The organism is Desulfosalsimonas propionicica, assembly GCF_013761005.1.
GTDB classification, from domain to species: domain Bacteria; phylum Desulfobacterota; class Desulfobacteria; order Desulfobacterales; family Desulfosalsimonadaceae; genus Desulfosalsimonas; species Desulfosalsimonas propionicica.
In genome coordinates, this window is sequence record NZ_JACDUS010000003.1 from 254,894 (window position 1) to 270,220 (window position 15,327).

A 15,327-nucleotide genomic window follows, 5' to 3' on the forward strand; every position below is an offset into this window, starting at 1 on the left:
CGCTTCCTGGTAGGTAAAAGAAAAGATGTTGACCCAGGGATAAAAGGAGATTTCATGCAGATTCGATTTTATGGTGCGGCGCGTGAGGTGACCGGTTCCATGCACATGCTGGAAACCGAAAAGGACCGGATTCTGCTCGACTGCGGCATGTTTCAGGGCAGGCGGGCTGAAGCTGATGAAAAAAACCGGGTGATGCCTTTTGATCCGGCCATTATTGCAAACGTGGTGCTGTCCCACGCCCATATCGATCATTCCGGCCGGATTCCCCTGCTGGTGAAAAAGGGGTTTGCCGGAAACGTGCTGACCACCCGGGCCACAGCAGACGCCTGTCACTACCTGCTGCCCGACAGCGCCCATATCCAGGAATCCGATGCTGCCTATCTCAACTACAAGCACGTGCGCGGGGCCCTGACAGACCTCACTGGCCGGGATCAGAATGAAATCAAGAAAATGCTCAAGAAAAACGGCCGCACAGATGACGACGCGGTCTCCCGTTATATGGACCGCTACGGATTGGCCCGGGTGGAGCCTCTTTATACCTCGGCTGATGCCGAGCAGGCCCTGACTCATTTTGCCGGCCAGCCTTACAATCACCGGGTGACCGCAGCCCGGGACATGGAATGCGTCTTCTACGAAGCCGGTCATATCCTGGGCTCTGCTGTGACCATCATCCGGGCAAAGGAGCGCGGACGTTCTTACAATATCTGCTATACCGGCGATATCGGGCGGTTTGACAAGCCCATCATCCGCGATCCCCAGCTGCAGTTTGCCGAACAGGACCGAGATATTGACCTGATGCTCATGGAAAGCACCTACGGCGACCGGAGCCATGAGCCGGTGGCGGACATGACCCCGCATTTAAAGCAGATCATCACCGAAACCGTAGAGCGCGGAGGCACGCTTTTGATCCCGGCCTTTGCCTTTGGCCGGACCCAGGAGCTGCTCTATGCCATCCATGATCTGTATAATAACAACGAGGTGCCAAAGGTGCCCATTTACGTGGACTCGCCCCTGGCCACACGCATCACCCGCGTCTACGGGGAGCACCCCGAGGTCTATGACAGGCAGACCCATTCGGATTTTTTAACCGAAGGGAAAAACCCTTTCCTGTTCGATCACCTGCATTTTACCGAATCCGTGGAGGAATCCATGGCCCTGATGCGCGAAGACCGGCCCCATATTGTCCTGTCAGCCTCGGGTATGTGCGAAGGCGGTCGGATTCTGCATCATCTGCGCTACAAGATTCACAACGAGAAAAACACCATCTTGATCGTGGGCTACATGGCCGCCCACACCCTGGGCCGAAGGCTAAAGGAAAAGGGTATGGAATACGCGCAAAACGGCCGCAGGGGCGAGGCGCCCGTGATGCGCTTTATGAACAAGGAATATCCGCTCAAAGCACGGGTGGTGAGCCTGGACGGGTTTTCCGCCCACGGGGACAAAAATGAAATGCTGCGGTTTTTAAAAGAATCCAATCTCCGGGTCAAGCGCATCGCCCTGGTTCACGGCGAGCCTGAGCAGATGGACGGTTTTGCCCAAACCCTGAAGAAAGAGGGCTACAAGGTGTTTATGCCCCGGACCGGCGAAGGTCTGCGCATCCACCGGTAAGAGAAGGCGCCGTAAAAAGCTCAATATCTGCGTTACGCGCGATTTCTCAGAATTTCACGTACGAATCAGTACGCTGCATTCTTCGAAAACCGCGCAAGCCTTGATCTTGAGCTTTTTACGGCGCCTTCTGAAAATTTACTTTTTACGAAATTATCAAAGCTGAGAAACCTAAACGTTTTCGCCGGTTTCCCTCCGGACGATTTCCTTTGCCGGGATCAGTCCGGTGGCGGCCGCAGATACGATATTGCCGGCCACACCCGGGCCGTCTCCGGCCACAAACAGGCCTTCAATGGCGGTTTCCAGCACCCTGCTGGTGGCCACCTGGGTGGCAAAAAACTTGATCTCCGGGGCATAGAGCAGGGTTTCGTCGTTTGCCACACCGGGCACCACACTGTTTAGCTTTTCGAGCCCTTCCATGATATTGGCCAGGATCCGTTCGGGAAGGGCCATTGCAATGTCGCCGCAAACCACAGTTTTCAGGGTGGGACTGATGCCGCTTTTTTCAATGCGGGCCCAGGTGCTGCGCCGGCCCCGCTTTAAGTCGCCCATCCGCTGCAGCAGCGGACGCCCCCCGCCGATCAGGGTGGCCAGCCGGCCAATGGATTCGCCGTAGGCCTGGTTGTCTGTGACCGGATCGGTCAGCACCACCTTGGAGAGAAACGCGAAATTGGTGTTTTCGGATTTGCGCTCCATGAAGGCATGACCGTTGACGCACACAAAATCCCTGTAAGTTTCCTGGGTGACAAAGCCGCCGCTGTTGGTGCAAAAGGTCCGGGTTTCATCATCGTATTTGGCGGTCTGGATAAAAAAAGTGGGATCATAGATCACATCGCACAAATCCGCCATGATCTCCCTATGCACCTCCACGCGCACTCCCACCTCGATGCCCCGCTGATGCATGTGCAGGCCGAACTTGCCGGCCAGCCCGGCCATCCAGTCCGCCCCGGCCCTTCCCGGGGCCAGGATCACAAACCGGGCCGTGTAGCTGCCTTTCTCCGTGACCACACGGGTTCGCCCCGGGGTTTCGGGGATTACGTCAATGACGGGCTCCCGGGTGTGGATGTGGATTTTTTTTTCCAGGTCCGCCTGGATTTGCCCGATATATCCGGGCAGCCGGTCGCTTCCCAAATGCTTTTGCCGGATGAGCAAAAGGTCAATACCCTGTTTTAATGCCTGTTTGCGGATGTCTTTGGCCTGAGCGGCATTGGTGGGAAACACCGGCCCGGTCATTGCGTAGGCGTTGAAGATGGCTTCGGTTTCATCGATTAACGCCTGGGCCTGGTCCGGGGGCAGGAAAGTGGTCAGGTCGGTTTTGCCGAGTTTTGGAATAAAGTTGAGTTTGCCGTCTGAAAACAGGCCGGCCCCGCCGATGCCGCACAACACATCACACGGCTGGCATTGGGCGCACACCCGGGTTTCGGTTAAAGGGCATTTCCGGCTTTGCGGGGGCTTTCCCTTTTCTATGAGCAGCACGTTCAGATCGGTGTGGCCGGCCAGGTAATGGGCGGCAAACAGACCCGCAGGGCCTCCGCCCACGATGACCACATCATACATGTTGGTATCCGTTGGCATTCTGATCTGTTATTTCTGCCCCAGGGAGATCTGTCCTTCGGCTTTTTCTGCGATAAGGCCCACGGCCTGGTCTGCTGTGTAGTTTTCCATGTCGATGATCATGTTGTAAAGGGAAGGGTCATGCCAGTCGGCCTGGAAGTATTTTTTGATATAGGCCTTTTTTTCTTCCTCGTCGTTTGAAATAAGCCTCTCTGCGTCCTTTCGGCTGCATTTGCGCTTTTCCATCACATCCTCGATTTTTTTCTCAGGATTTTTTTTGAGCAGCACGTGAAAGGTATCCGGCTTTTTCTGGAGGATGCACTGGGCGCCCCAGCCCAGAATCACAGCGTTTTCATTCTTGTAGATGTTTTCCACCAGTTCCCGGGTCTTGTTATAATAGGTGGCATCGTCCAGGCAGCCGTGCTCCCTGTCCACAACCTTCTGGACAATGGAGCAGGTGTAGCGATCCAGGTAGCGCAGAATCGAGGAGCCGCCGGCTTTGAGAAATGTTTCAGCCTCGTGTTTGGACATGTTGAGTTCTTTGGCCACATCGGCCACCAGCTGATCGCCCACGAACTGGAAATCGAGTTTCTTTGCGAGGTCTGTGGCCACACGCTGCCCGCCTGCATTGTATTCGCTGGTAATGGTGATCACTGCCATTTTTGTCTCCTTGGGTTTTGGGTGGAGCTGTTAGCAATACTGATTTTATATTAGGCGCCCTTGTTGGATTCGTCAAGCGTCGGAGTCCGCCCACAGGATTTTTTGCATTTTTTCCCCCGGATGTCCACGATAAAGCAGGCAGAGAGATAAAACCCACTTTGCACCACCAAAACTTTATTGGTGTTACCCCTTAAAATTACAAATAAAATTTTAAACCTATTTTTCTTTTTTCCTTGACAAAGGCAAAGTTTCATGTAGATTTTGGGTAAAAGTGGTGCAAAGTGGATTAAAGGGGGTTTATGTTCCGGGGAAGCTCATATCACACCATTGATGCCAAGGGCCGGGTCAATATTCCGGCGCGTTTCCGGGAACTGATCCGGAACAACGGCGGCAATGGATTGGTTTTATCCGGCCCCGGTCTCGACGAAAAGGGCCTGGTGGCCTACCCCTATCAGAGCTGGGAAACGGTTGAGGAAAAAATTCTGCAGATGGCCGAAAAAAGCTCGGCTATGCGGCGTTTCAGGCGGATTTTCATCGGCGAATCGGCCGAATGTCCCATGGACCGGCAGGGCCGTATTTTGATTCCCCAGTCATTGCGTGATTATGCCAGTCTTGAAAAAGATATCGTGCTGGTCGGCGTTCTCGATCATTTTGAAATCTGGTCGCTTGAAAACTGGAATGATGAGAAACGCAAACTTCACGAAGAGGATATGAAAAATGAGGAGGTCTCAAACGAAATTGCCAGACTAGGGCTTTAAACCATGGCCACTCGACATGTCTCTGTTATGCGCGATCAGGCGCTCGGGTATCTCAATTGCCAACCGGGCAAATGCGTTGTCGACTGCACGGTGGGCGGTGCCGGGCATGCCATGGCCATTGTGGAAAGAATCCTTCCGGATGGTCTGCTCATTGGCATCGATCAGGATGCCGGTGCGGTTGATCGTGCAGAACAGATGCTGGCTCCCTGGTCGGCAAATGTTCATCTGATTCATGACAATTTTGTCAACCTGCCTCATATCCTCTTTGATCTCGAAATTGAAACCGTGGATGCAATTCTCGTGGACCTGGGCCTGTCCTTTGATCAGATCGAGGCTCCGGGCAGGGGTTTTTCCTTTCGCAGGGACGAAGCCCTGGATATGCGGATGAATTCACAGACCGGGCAAAGCGCGGCCCACATGGTCAATACCCTGGATGCCGGGGAACTGGCCCGGATTTTTAAGGATTTGGGAGAAGAGAAATGGGCGGTTCGAATTGCGCGCAGAATCGTTGAAAGCCGCAAAAGCAGGCCAGTTGAAACCACCGGGCAGCTTGCTGAGATCGTGCGCGGCGCCATTCCGCAAAAAGATGCCGCGCGCAGAAAAATTGATCCGGCCACCAAGGTGTTTATGGCCCTTCGCATCGCCGTTAACCGGGAGCTTGAAGTCCTTGATACGTTTCTTGACCGTGCTGTGGCGTGCTTAAAACCCGAAGGGCGCATATGCGTTATCGCCTTTCATTCCCTGGAGGATCGGATGGTCAAGCAACGGTTTGCCAAATACAGCCGGGGATGCACATGCCCACGGGATTTTCCGGTTTGTGTATGCGAAGAAAAACCGGTTTTGCGGGTTTTGACAAGGAAGGTGGGAAAGCCCGGAGAAACAGAAATCAAAGAAAACCCAATGGCGCGTTCCGCCCGGCTGCGGGCGGCGGAAAAACTGCCATAATTCTGGGCAAAATTTTTAAGGCACGGGGCAGGCCATGTCGGAAAACCGGAAAGTCAAATCACCTCTGCTCACCGGCCGCACGCTTTTTGCCGGTATTTTGCTGATGCTGGTGCTGCTGGCGGAAGTGTTTTTTGATACCTGGTGCGCGGTGCAGTGCCGGCGGACCGGTTATGAAATCGTAAAAGCCGGCAGGCAGCAGGAAGAATTAATAGAAACCCGCAGGAAACTTCAAATTGAGCTGGTTCACTTGAAGTCTCCCCAGGTCCTTGGGACCAGGGCAAGGACAGAGTTGGGAATGATTACCCCCAAACCGGAACAGATCGTCAGGGTGCCATGAAAAAAAGCCGCCAAAAAGAAGAAAAACCAAACCAGACCCCTGGCAGAAACCGCCGCATCCTGATGGCGGGTCTGGTGCTTGCGGCCTGTTACCTGACCATTGCCGGCAAGGCGGTTTATCTGCAGGTTTTTGAAGACACCCGGTTAAAAAGCCGGGCTTCCGGGGAGTATAGCGGTTCGGCGGAGTTCCGGGAAAAGCGCGGCACCATTTATGACGTCAATCTGCGGGAGCTGGCGGCCAGCACCCGCGTGGTATCCATCGGCGCACATCCGGCCAGGATCGAAAACCCGAAAAAAGCAGCCTCGGAAATCGCCCGGCACCTGGACATGGATGCCGCGAAACTCGCCGGCCGGTTAAACACGGACCGGCCCTTTGTATGGATCCGGCGGGATGCGGCACCCGAGCGGGCACGAGAACTCAAAAACCAGTTCGGCAACAGCCTTGCCCTGTTTGACAATTATTCCCGTGTTTATCCCAACAAGACACTGGGGGCGCAAATCCTCGGGTTTGTCGGTGTGGACGGCAACGGGCTCGAAGGCCTGGAATATTACTATGACCGGCAGCTAACCGGTGCTGTGCGGGAGTCGACTTTTATCCGGGATGCCCTGGGACGGATTTTCCAGCAATCCGAGGCAAAATCCGGGCAGGGGCCCGGCAATAACCTGGTGCTCACCATTGACCGCAATATCCAGTACATCGCAGAAGAGGCACTGAAAAAAACCGTTCTTAAGTTCAACGGAGATTCCGGCATGGCCATGGTCATGGATCCCCGGACAGGAGCGGTGCGCGCCATGGCCCATTACCCGGGTTTTAACCCCAACGCCTTTACGCGGTTTCCCAGACAGACCTGGCGCAACCGCGCCATAACCGATGCATTCGAGCCCGGCTCCACCCTGAAGGTATTTCTGGCCGCAGCCGCCCTTGAATCCGGCCGCTGTTCCCCCGGGACCCGGGTGGACTGCGAGGACGGCAGTTATACTGTAGGGGGGCATACCTTGCGGGATCTCCATCCCAACGAGAATCTTACCTTAGCGGAGGTGATCAAATATTCCAGCAATATCGGGGCGGTGAAAATCGCCGAGCGAATCGGACCGGAAAACCTTTATAAAACGCTTTCCGATTTTGGATTTGGTGAAAAAACCGGCATTGACTGTCCCGGGGAGGCAGAAGGCCGGCTTCGGCATTACCGGAACTGGCGTCCCGTGGATCATGCCACCATCGCATTCGGCCAGGGGCTTTCCGTGTCTGCAGTTCAGCTGCTTTCGGGCGTATCGGCCATTGCCAACCACGGTGTGCTGATGAAGCCGCGCATGGTCGAGGCCATCACCGATGCCAACGGCCTGGTTGTGAAAAGTTTCGAGCCTGAGGTCAGACGCAGGGTGGTCACGGAAACCACGGCCCGTAAGGTGAAAGATATGATGCAATCGGTCACGCAACCCGATGGCACAGGCTCTCAAGCCTCTCCCCGGGGCTTTCGGGTATGCGGCAAGACCGGAACCGCCCAGATTTTAAATTCAGACGGCACGTATGAAGACAGCGATTACAACGCCATTTTTGTGGGTTTCGCCCCGGCCGGGTCTCCGGAACTGGCTGTGCTGGTGATGGTCAAAGACCCCAAGGTGAGCCATTACGGCGGCGTAGTGGCGGCCCCGGCCTTTGCCGAGATTGTCAGGGAATCTTTTAATTATATGAACATTGCCCCGGCCCGTGAATTATTGGATCATACCAGGGCTGAAAAGGAGGGGGCATGAAGCTTTCAACACTCATGGCTGCCGTCAATGCCGGTCAGGGAGCCGATGATCGGCAGCAGGAAATTCAGGAAGTTGAAATAACAGGCATTCAGTATCGTTCCGACCGGGTGAGTCCGGGTGATCTCTTTGTCGCCTTACCCGGTCAAAGCCGTGACGGGCATGATTTTGTCGAGGATGCGGCAGCCAGGGGGGCGGCCGCAGTGGTGACCCGAAAATCCATGAATTTAAATATTCCCGTGCTTGTGGTCAGGGATGCCCGCGATGCCCTGGCAAAGGCCGCGGCCCGGTTTTATGATCATCCGTCTGAAAAGCTCACCCTTATCGGCATAACAGGCACCAACGGAAAGACCACCACTGCGATGCTCCTGGAGCACATGCTCAGGCGAAGCGGCTTGCCCACCGGTATGATCGGCACAATTAACTATCATTACGAAGGCAAGAGCTTTAAAAGCCGCCTGACCACGCCGGAGGCATCGGATCTCCAGCATATTCTGGCAAATATGGCCGCCGCCGGGGTTTCCCACGTGATCATGGAAGCGTCCTCCCACGGAGTGGCGCTTCAGCGGGTTGCCGGATGCCGGTTTTCCCTGGGCATTTTTACCAACCTGTCCCAGGATCATCTGGATTTTCATGGAAACATGGAAGCGTACTGGGAAGCCAAAAAGGCATTTTTCACCCGTTATCTCCGGGAGCCGGGATCCGTGGCAGTGATCAACACAGATGACAAAAAGGGCCGGGAACTGGCCGATATCCTGGGTCAGAAGCGTTGCATCCGGACCGGGCTGGGAAACGGCAGCCGGGTTTACCCCTCCGGCCTGAGTTTTGATCAGCACGGGATCTACGGCCGCCTGCATCTGCAAAGCGCTTCGTTTCCCTTTCATTCGCCCCTGGCCGGTCAGTTCAACCTGGAAAACATTCTCTGTGCGGCTGCAGCCGCAGAAGTCATGGGAATCGCGCCACGGGCGATTTGCGAGGCAATTGAGACATTTTCCATGGTGCCCGGTCGTCTTGAACGGATACCCAATACCCTGGACCGGCATGTGTTCGTGGATTTCTCCCACACCCCCGCAGCGCTGAAAAATGTTTTGCTGACGTTAAGGGAAATCATTCCGGGCCGGATTATCTGCGTTTTTGGATGCGGCGGGGACCGGGACCGGGGCAAACGCCCGCAAATGGGTGAAATTGTGGCCAGGTACGCGGATCTGGCGGTCGTGACATCCGATAATCCGCGCACAGAAGAGCCCGGCGACATTATCGTCGATATTGTAAAGGGCATTCATGACGCCAGGCAGTTGCCGCCCCTGCAGGTGGGACCGGAGTTTGAGCAAGGCAGTTTTACAGTCGAGCCGGACCGGAAAAAAGCCATCCGGCTGGGGATTCGGGCCTCCCATCCCGGAGATGCGGTGCTGATTGCCGGCAAGGGACATGAAACCTATCAAATCATCGGGCACCAGACCCTGGCTTTTGATGACCGGCTGGAAGCCCAACAGGTGCTGGCATGGGAAATGGACGATGTCGCTGATACCCTGGACCATTGAAGATATAACGGCTGCAACTGCCGGAGATGTTGTGAATGCGGGCCATCGGACTGATTTTTCCGGCGTGGGCATTGATTCGCGCGATATCGCCGGCAATGACATCTTTGCAGCCATTGTGGGGCCGCGACATGACGGCCATGATTTTCTCCAACAGGTTTTGGATGCCGGTGTGTCCTGTATTATTTGCTGTCGGGACCGGCTGGGAAGCCTGCCTGTGGCGGACTGGAAAAGACAGGGGGTGGCCTGTATCGCCGTGGATGATACCATTCGGGCGCTTGGGGACATGGCCGCATACCAGCGCCGACGGGCTCAGATATCCGTGGTTGCGGTTACCGGCTCCAACGGAAAGACTTCCACAAAGGAACTGATCGCCGCAGTGCTGGCAAGGAAATACAAAGTGCTTTCCACGGCCGGCAATCTCAATAATGAAATCGGTATGCCCCTGACCCTGCTCAGGCTCGAAAGAGAGCATCAGGCTGCAGTGCTGGAACTGGGCATGAATCATCCCGGAGAAATCGACCGGCTGGCCGCAATTTGCCGTCCGGACGTGGGGGTAATTACCAATATCGCACCGGCTCACCTGGAAGGGCTGGGAAGCGTGGAAGGGGTGGCCGCAGCCAAGGCGGAATTGCTCGTTCATATCCGATCCGGGGGCACTGCCGTGCTAAACAGCGACGATGCTTATGGCGCATGGCTGGCCTCCCGGGCACAGAGCCGGGTGGTTTTTTTCGGCTGCACGGACTTTGCCGGGATCAGGGCCGGACAGGTGGCGGTCTCCGATGATGCCGTGACTTTTGAGCTCATATTTCCGGAGCAACGGGCTTGGGTCAAGCTGCCGGTTCCCTGGCGGTTTATGGTGAAAAATGCCCTGGCCGCTGCTGCCGCTGGCTGGATCCTGGGCGTTGACGCCGGGCAGATTGCAACGGGTCTGGCCGAATTCAGGCTGGTTGCCGGAAGAATGGTCGTACACCGCACCCCGGCCGGAGCAAACATTATTGACGATACTTATAACGCCAATCCGGGTTCCATGGAAAACGCCATCCGGTCGCTTGCAGCGCTTGGCAGCGGCAAGCAGGGGATTTTGGTGGCCGGGGACATGCTGGAACTGGGTGATGATGCAGCCCGGCATCATGAAGAGATTGGCCGTATGGCTGCTGATGCCGGGATCAGCCGGCTTTATCTTACAGGTGATTTTGCCGCCCGTGTGGCACACGGTGCCCGGCAGGGAGGGATGAAAGGCGGTGACATTTTCGTGGGCACCAAGCACGACATTGTCCGGGATCTGGCCCGGGATCTCAATGAAGGCGACTGGGTGCTGATCAAGGGTTCCCGAAGCACCGGCATGGATGAAATCGTTTGTGACCTTACACGGGAGCCGGCGCCCGGACCGGATTCAGGGGAGTAAAAGCAATGCTTTATCATTTGTTTTATGCGCTTCAAACTGAGGTTTCGGCGTTTAACGTGTTTCGCTACATCACGTTCCGAACCATTTATGCCGGTTTGACAGCATTTTTAATCTGCTTTGTGTTCGGCCCCTGGATGATCCGGCTGCTGCAGGAAAAACAGATCGGTCAGTATATCCGCCGGCTCGGCCCTGCCTCTCACCAGGACAAGGCCGGAACCCCCACCATGGGCGGGGTGCTGGTGCTGCCGGCGGCATTGTTTTCAACCCTGCTGTGGGTGGACTGGCGAAATGATTATATCTGGGTGGTGCTTTTGGTGACCACAGCCTATTTTCTGATCGGTTTTACGGATGATTATCTCAAGCAGATCCAGAAAAGAAACCGCGGGCTTCGGGCATGGCAGAAATTTTCATTCCAGATTGCCGTGGCTGCGGCTGCCGGCTGGCTGCTTTACAGTCACCCGGGGTTTTCCAGCCAGATCACCATTCCGTTTTTCAAGGGGATTTCTCCGGATCTGGGGCTGTTTTATATTTTATTTGCTGTGTTTGTCATCGTGGGCACATCCAATGCGGTCAACCTCACAGACGGCCTCGACGGCCTGGCCATCGGGCCGGTGATTATTGCAGCGGGAACTTACATGTTGTTCGCCTATGTTGCCGGTCACATCCGTATCGCCGAATACCTGCAGATCAATTATGTGGCCGGCTGCGGAGAAATTACGATTTTTTGCGGAGCCCTGGCCGGTGCCGGCCTGGGCTTTTTGTGGTTTAACGCCTATCCGGCCCAGATTTTCATGGGCGATGTGGGCTCTCTGCCTCTGGGCGCAGCCCTGGGCACCGTGGCCATCATTACCAAGCAGGAAATTTTGATGATCATTGTGGGCGGTGTGTTTGTCATCGAGGCGGTGTCGGTGATGCTCCAGGTGGGGTTTTTCAAGCTCACCAGCGGAAAGCGCGTTTTTCGCATGGCCCCCCTGCACCATCATTTCGAGCTCAAGGGATGGGCCGAACCCAAGGTGATTGTGCGCTTCTGGATCCTGGCCATCATGCTGGCCCTGGTGGCCATTTCAACATTGAAATTGCGGTAATCCACAGGTGGAAATCAAGCAGTGAAAACGATCAGGGACAAACATATCACGGTGGTGGGCCTGGGAAAAACCGGCCAGGCCCTGGCCGGGTTTTTAAACGCGCGCGGGGCAAAGGTGACAGCCGTGGACCGCTCGCCGGAATCAGCCCTGGGTGATATTCCGGCCCGCCTGCGCCGGGCGGGGGTGGAAGTGGTTTTAGGCGAGCATGACCCGGCCGCCTTTGAAAGCTCGGATCTGATCGTACTCAGCCCGGGTGTGCCCCATACCCTAGAATCCGTGGTGCGTGCGCAAAATGCCGGAGTGCCGGTTACCGGTGAAATCGAGCTGGCCTCCTGGTTTATCCATACGCCCATTGTGGCCGTGACCGGGACCAACGGCAAAACCACCGTGACGCGTCTGATCGGGGAAATGCTCAACGCTTCGGGTTTGAATGCCTTTGTGGGCGGCAATCTCGGCACACCGCTGATTTCTTATGCCCACGGGCCCATGGATGCGGATGTGGTGGTGGCGGAAATCAGTTCTTTTCAGCTCGACACCGCGGATATGTTTCATCCCGGGGTGGGCGTTTTGCTCAACATTACCGCAGATCACCTGGACCGGTATCCGAACCTGCGGGCCTACGGCCGATCCAAGGCAAAAATCTTTGCCCGGCAGACCAGGGCCGACATTGCCGTGTTAAACCGTGGCGATGATTTGATCATGGAGCTGACCCGGGACATCGCTGCGGCAAAATGCCTGTTTAATCAGGAGGAAGATGCGGCCTGCGGAGCCTGGATCGAAAATGCGCAAATGCGCGTCAAAACCCCGGAACACGGGGAGATGACCATAGCGGCAACGGAGGTGCCCCTTCCGGGCCGGCACAACATGGAAAACGCGACGGCCGCGGCCCTGGCCGCCCTGGCTGCTGGCGCAAGCCGGGAAGGGGTCTTGCGCGGTCTGCGCGAATTTGTCGCCGATCCCCACAGACTCCAGTTTGTGGGACGGTTCCATGGGGTGGATTATTACGATGATTCCAAGGCCACCAACGTGGACGCCGTGGTCCGCGCCGTGGCTGCGGTGTCTTTTCCGGTGGTTCTTATTCTTGGCGGACGGGACAAAGGCGGGGGATACGAAGATCTGGTCCCTGTTGTAAAAGATCGGGTCAGGGCCCTTGTGCTGCTGGGCGAAGCTTCTGCGGCCATAGAGCGGGAACTGGGCGGGCTTGTGCAATCCGTCCGCACGGATTCCATGGACGCGGCCGTGGCCGCTGCCGCGGATTTGGCAGAGGCCGGAAATACGGTGCTGCTTTCACCTGCGTGCGCCAGTTTTGACTTGTATGACAATTATGCCCAAAGGGGGGAAGATTTCCAGCGGGCCGTGAAACAGACAGGAAAAAGGGCAGATGGCAGCCAGGCCGACAACACATAAATCCGGAAACAGCGCAACCCCGGATCTGATGCTGATCTTTCCGGTCATCATGCTGGTGGGCATCGGCATTGCCATGGTCTACAGCGCCAGCAGTGAAATTGCCCTGCGCTATTACGCGGGTGAGTATTATTTTTTCACCCGGCAGCTGATCAACGCCATGCTTGGCCTTTCCGCCATGCTGGTCTGCATGGTGCTGCCGTATCGTGTTTTTAAGCCGTTGAGCTATTTGCTGCTGCTTGGTGCAACGATTCTGCTGGCAATTGTGCTGCTCACCGGCGCGGGGCATTCCGCGGGCGGGGCCACCAGATGGCTGCGGGTAATGGGGGTGTCGTTTCAGCCCTCGGAGCTGGCGCGGCTGGCATTGATCGTGTTTATGGCCTACTCCCTGACCAAAAAACAGGTAAAGGTGGCGGATCCGACTATCGGGTTTCTGCCGCATCTGCTGGTGCTGGGGGTTTTTTCGGTGCTGATTTTAATGCAGCCGGATTTCGGGACCATTGCCATCTTTTGGGTGCTGGCCTGGATGATCATGTTTGCGGGCCGGGTGCCGCTCCGCCACCTGGCATCGGCCATGCTCCTGGTAATGCCTGCGGCTGTCTGGCTGCTGATTTCTTCGGATTACCGGCTCAAGCGGTACATGACGTTTCTGGATCCATGGAAATATCCCCTGGACGAGGGCTACCAGATCATTCATTCCCTTATGGCTTTCGGTTCCGGCGGTATTTTTGGGAAAGGATTCGGGGAGGGTTATCAGAAGCTGTTTTATCTGCCTGCGCCGCATACGGATTTCATTTTTTCGGTGATCGGCGAGGAAGGCGGATTGGTCTGTGTTTTGTTTGTGGTGGCATTGTACATGGTGATTCTCTGGAGGGGTTTGAGAATTGCCGCCCATGCGCGGGATTGTTTCGGGTCCCTGCTGGCTTTCGGCATTACCGCCTCGCTTAGCCTGCAGGCCATCGTTAATATGGGCGTTAACCTTAGCCTGCTGCCGACCAAAGGGCTGAGCCTGCCCCTGATGAGCTATGGCGGCTCGTCCATGGTGTTTCAGCTGGCTTGCGTGGGCATTTTGTTAAACATTGGAATGTCGGAAAAAATATGAATCAGGACGCAAGCAATCAATCCGGACTTTCCGGCGAGCAAAGCCCGCCGGCCCGGCCCCTGCGGCTGATGATCGCCGGTGCGGGAACAGGCGGACACCTGTTTCCGGCAATTGCCGTGGCCGAAGAGATCATGCGCATGTTTCCGGGCTCGCAGGTGATGTTTGTGACAACCGGAAAGCCCATTGAACAGACTGTGCTGGCCGGCCGCTCTTTTGAGATCGCGCAGATTTCCGCAGGCGGGCTTAAGGGCATGGGCCTGCTGCAAAAGGGTCGGTCCCTGATGCTGCTGCCCCGGGGTTTCTGGAAGTCTCTATGCCTGATTCGCAGCTTTGCCCCGGACGCAGTGCTGGGAATGGGGGGGTATTCAGCCGCCCCCGTGATCCTGGCGGCATTCTTGCGGCGGGTTCCCAGGCTGATCCATGAGCAGAACCGTATTGCCGGCATGACCAATCAATGGCTGAGCCGGCTGGCCCGCCGCGTGCTGGTTTCATTTGAAGATACCCGGATTTCATGCCGTCCCGGTAAAATCCGTTTCACCGGTCACCCCGTGCGGCATCAGATCCGGGAGGTTGCGGAAAATCGCGGCATGCGCGTCCATGAAGGGGGGCAAAAGCTTTTTACCGTGGCCGTGCTCGGCGGCAGCCAGGGCGCCAGGCGCATCAATGCGGCCGTGGTTGAAGCGTTTTCGCAGATAAAGGAACCCGGGCGGTTTTTCGTGATTCACCAGACCGGGCCCCATGACGAGGAGTCCGTGCGCCGGGCCTATGTGCGCATGGGTGTGGACTCAGCAGTTTCCGCCTTTTTCCGGGATATGGCGTCGGTTTATGAGCAGGCCGATCTTGCGGTGTGCCGGGCAGGGGCGGCCACACTGGCAGAAATCGCAGCGGTGGGTCTGCCGGCGCTGCTGGTTCCTTATCCGTATGCAGCCGACAATCACCAGGTGCATAACGCAGAAGTCCCGGCAAAGGCCGGGGCCGCGGAAATGATTCCTGAAAAGGATTTATCCCCGTCCTGGCTGGCCGAATACCTTCAGGCCTGTGCGGATAATACCGGCGGCCGGTTTGAAAAGGCCTGCCTTGCCGCCCGAAGCCTTGGCCGGCCCCGGGCGGCTGCGGCCGTGATCAATGAGATCCTGGAAGCCGCGGGGCGAAAACGGGTTTTGGATTCATCCAACACATAGGA

13 protein-coding genes are annotated in these 15,327 nt (G+C 56.4%); 11 read left to right on the forward strand and 2 right to left on the reverse strand.

Going from position 1 to position 15,327, the window contains the following annotated elements; all coding sequences use genetic code 11:
- Window positions 1-54: 54 nt before the first annotated feature.
- Window positions 55-1,608 (forward strand): MBL fold metallo-hydrolase RNA specificity domain-containing protein, encoded by a 1,554-nt coding sequence (locus HNR65_RS07100; protein ID WP_181550778.1) that lies wholly within the window; start codon window positions 55-57, stop codon window positions 1,606-1,608.
- Window positions 1,609-1,776: 168 nt separating this feature from the next.
- On the opposite strand, the gene HNR65_RS07105 is transcribed toward HNR65_RS07100, so the two are convergent.
- Together HNR65_RS07105 and HNR65_RS07110 are read right to left on the reverse strand one after the other, a co-directional pair.
- Window positions 1,777-3,162, reverse strand: coding sequence for an NAD(P)/FAD-dependent oxidoreductase (locus HNR65_RS07105; RefSeq protein WP_232364688.1), 1,386 nt, complete (start codon window positions 3,160-3,162; stop codon window positions 1,777-1,779).
- Window positions 3,163-3,189: 27 nt separating this feature from the next.
- Window positions 3,190-3,819 (reverse strand): cytidylate kinase-like family protein, encoded by a 630-nt coding sequence (locus HNR65_RS07110; RefSeq protein ID WP_181550780.1) that lies wholly within the window; start codon window positions 3,817-3,819, stop codon window positions 3,190-3,192.
- 299 nt (window positions 3,820-4,118) lie between these two features.
- On the opposite strand from HNR65_RS07110, the gene mraZ reads away from it, so the two are divergent.
- From mraZ to murG, 10 genes are read left to right on the forward strand one after another with little or no spacing between them, the layout of a single operon-like run.
- A complete protein-coding gene (gene mraZ, locus HNR65_RS07115; protein WP_181550781.1) occupies window positions 4,119-4,577 on the forward strand; it encodes a division/cell wall cluster transcriptional repressor MraZ in 459 nt (152 codons plus the stop codon).
- A gap of 3 nt (window positions 4,578-4,580) precedes the next feature.
- Window positions 4,581-5,522 (forward strand): 16S rRNA (cytosine(1402)-N(4))-methyltransferase RsmH, encoded by a 942-nt coding sequence (rsmH, locus tag HNR65_RS07120; RefSeq protein ID WP_181550782.1) that lies wholly within the window; start codon window positions 4,581-4,583, stop codon window positions 5,520-5,522.
- Between the two features lie 34 nt (window positions 5,523-5,556).
- On the forward strand, window positions 5,557-5,859 hold the full coding sequence (locus HNR65_RS07125) for an FtsB/FtsL family cell division protein (RefSeq protein WP_181550783.1): 303 nt from the start codon (window positions 5,557-5,559) through the stop codon (window positions 5,857-5,859).
- The gene (locus HNR65_RS07130; protein ID WP_181550784.1) at window positions 5,856-7,610 is read left to right on the forward strand and encodes a peptidoglycan D,D-transpeptidase FtsI family protein; all 1,755 of its coding nucleotides are present in this window, start codon (window positions 5,856-5,858) and stop codon (window positions 7,608-7,610) included. The genes HNR65_RS07125 and HNR65_RS07130 overlap by 4 nt, the downstream gene beginning before the upstream one ends.
- Window positions 7,607-9,148, forward strand: a complete 1,542-nt coding sequence (locus HNR65_RS07135; protein WP_181550785.1) for a UDP-N-acetylmuramoyl-L-alanyl-D-glutamate--2,6-diaminopimelate ligase — start codon at window positions 7,607-7,609, stop codon at window positions 9,146-9,148. Before HNR65_RS07130 ends, HNR65_RS07135 begins: the two co-directional genes overlap by 4 nt.
- On the forward strand, window positions 9,123-10,553 hold the full coding sequence (locus tag HNR65_RS07140) for a UDP-N-acetylmuramoyl-tripeptide--D-alanyl-D-alanine ligase (protein ID WP_181550786.1): 1,431 nt from the start codon (window positions 9,123-9,125) through the stop codon (window positions 10,551-10,553). The genes HNR65_RS07135 and HNR65_RS07140 overlap by 26 nt, the downstream gene beginning before the upstream one ends.
- A gap of 5 nt (window positions 10,554-10,558) precedes the next feature.
- Window positions 10,559-11,638 (forward strand): phospho-N-acetylmuramoyl-pentapeptide-transferase, encoded by a 1,080-nt coding sequence (gene mraY, locus HNR65_RS07145; protein WP_181550787.1) that lies wholly within the window; start codon window positions 10,559-10,561, stop codon window positions 11,636-11,638.
- A 21-nt stretch (window positions 11,639-11,659) separates the two neighbouring features.
- On the forward strand, window positions 11,660-13,045 hold the full coding sequence (murD, locus tag HNR65_RS07150) for a UDP-N-acetylmuramoyl-L-alanine--D-glutamate ligase (protein ID WP_181550788.1): 1,386 nt from the start codon (window positions 11,660-11,662) through the stop codon (window positions 13,043-13,045).
- A complete protein-coding gene (gene ftsW / locus HNR65_RS07155; protein WP_181550789.1) occupies window positions 13,020-14,144 on the forward strand; it encodes a putative lipid II flippase FtsW in 1,125 nt (374 codons plus the stop codon). The genes murD and ftsW overlap by 26 nt, the downstream gene beginning before the upstream one ends.
- On the forward strand, window positions 14,141-15,325 hold the full coding sequence (murG, locus tag HNR65_RS07160) for an undecaprenyldiphospho-muramoylpentapeptide beta-N-acetylglucosaminyltransferase (RefSeq protein WP_181550790.1): 1,185 nt from the start codon (window positions 14,141-14,143) through the stop codon (window positions 15,323-15,325). The genes ftsW and murG overlap by 4 nt, the downstream gene beginning before the upstream one ends.
- Window positions 15,326-15,327 lie beyond the last annotated feature (2 nt).

Excerpts from the sequence above, each read along its gene's own strand:
- HNR65_RS07140 (WP_181550786.1), top strand. The coding sequence starts at position 9,123 with ATGTCGCTGATACCCTGGACCATTGAAGATATAACGGCTGCAACTGCC.
- HNR65_RS07105 (WP_232364688.1), bottom strand. The coding sequence starts at position 3,162 with ATGTATGATGTGGTCATCGTGGGCGGAGGCCCTGCGGGTCTGTTTGCC.
- HNR65_RS07110 (WP_181550780.1), bottom strand. The coding sequence starts at position 3,819 with ATGGCAGTGATCACCATTACCAGCGAATACAATGCAGGCGGGCAGCGT.
- mraY (WP_181550787.1), top strand. The coding sequence starts at position 10,559 with ATGCTTTATCATTTGTTTTATGCGCTTCAAACTGAGGTTTCGGCGTTT.
- mraZ (WP_181550781.1), top strand. The coding sequence starts at position 4,119 with ATGTTCCGGGGAAGCTCATATCACACCATTGATGCCAAGGGCCGGGTC.
- HNR65_RS07135 (WP_181550785.1), top strand. The coding sequence starts at position 7,607 with ATGAAGCTTTCAACACTCATGGCTGCCGTCAATGCCGGTCAGGGAGCC.
- HNR65_RS07125 (WP_181550783.1), top strand. The coding sequence starts at position 5,557 with ATGTCGGAAAACCGGAAAGTCAAATCACCTCTGCTCACCGGCCGCACG.
- ftsW (WP_181550789.1), top strand. The coding sequence starts at position 13,020 with ATGGCAGCCAGGCCGACAACACATAAATCCGGAAACAGCGCAACCCCG.
- HNR65_RS07100 (WP_181550778.1), top strand. The coding sequence starts at position 55 with ATGCAGATTCGATTTTATGGTGCGGCGCGTGAGGTGACCGGTTCCATG.
- rsmH (WP_181550782.1), top strand. The coding sequence starts at position 4,581 with ATGGCCACTCGACATGTCTCTGTTATGCGCGATCAGGCGCTCGGGTAT.
- murG (WP_181550790.1), top strand. The coding sequence starts at position 14,141 with ATGAATCAGGACGCAAGCAATCAATCCGGACTTTCCGGCGAGCAAAGC.
- HNR65_RS07130 (WP_181550784.1), top strand. The coding sequence starts at position 5,856 with ATGAAAAAAAGCCGCCAAAAAGAAGAAAAACCAAACCAGACCCCTGGC.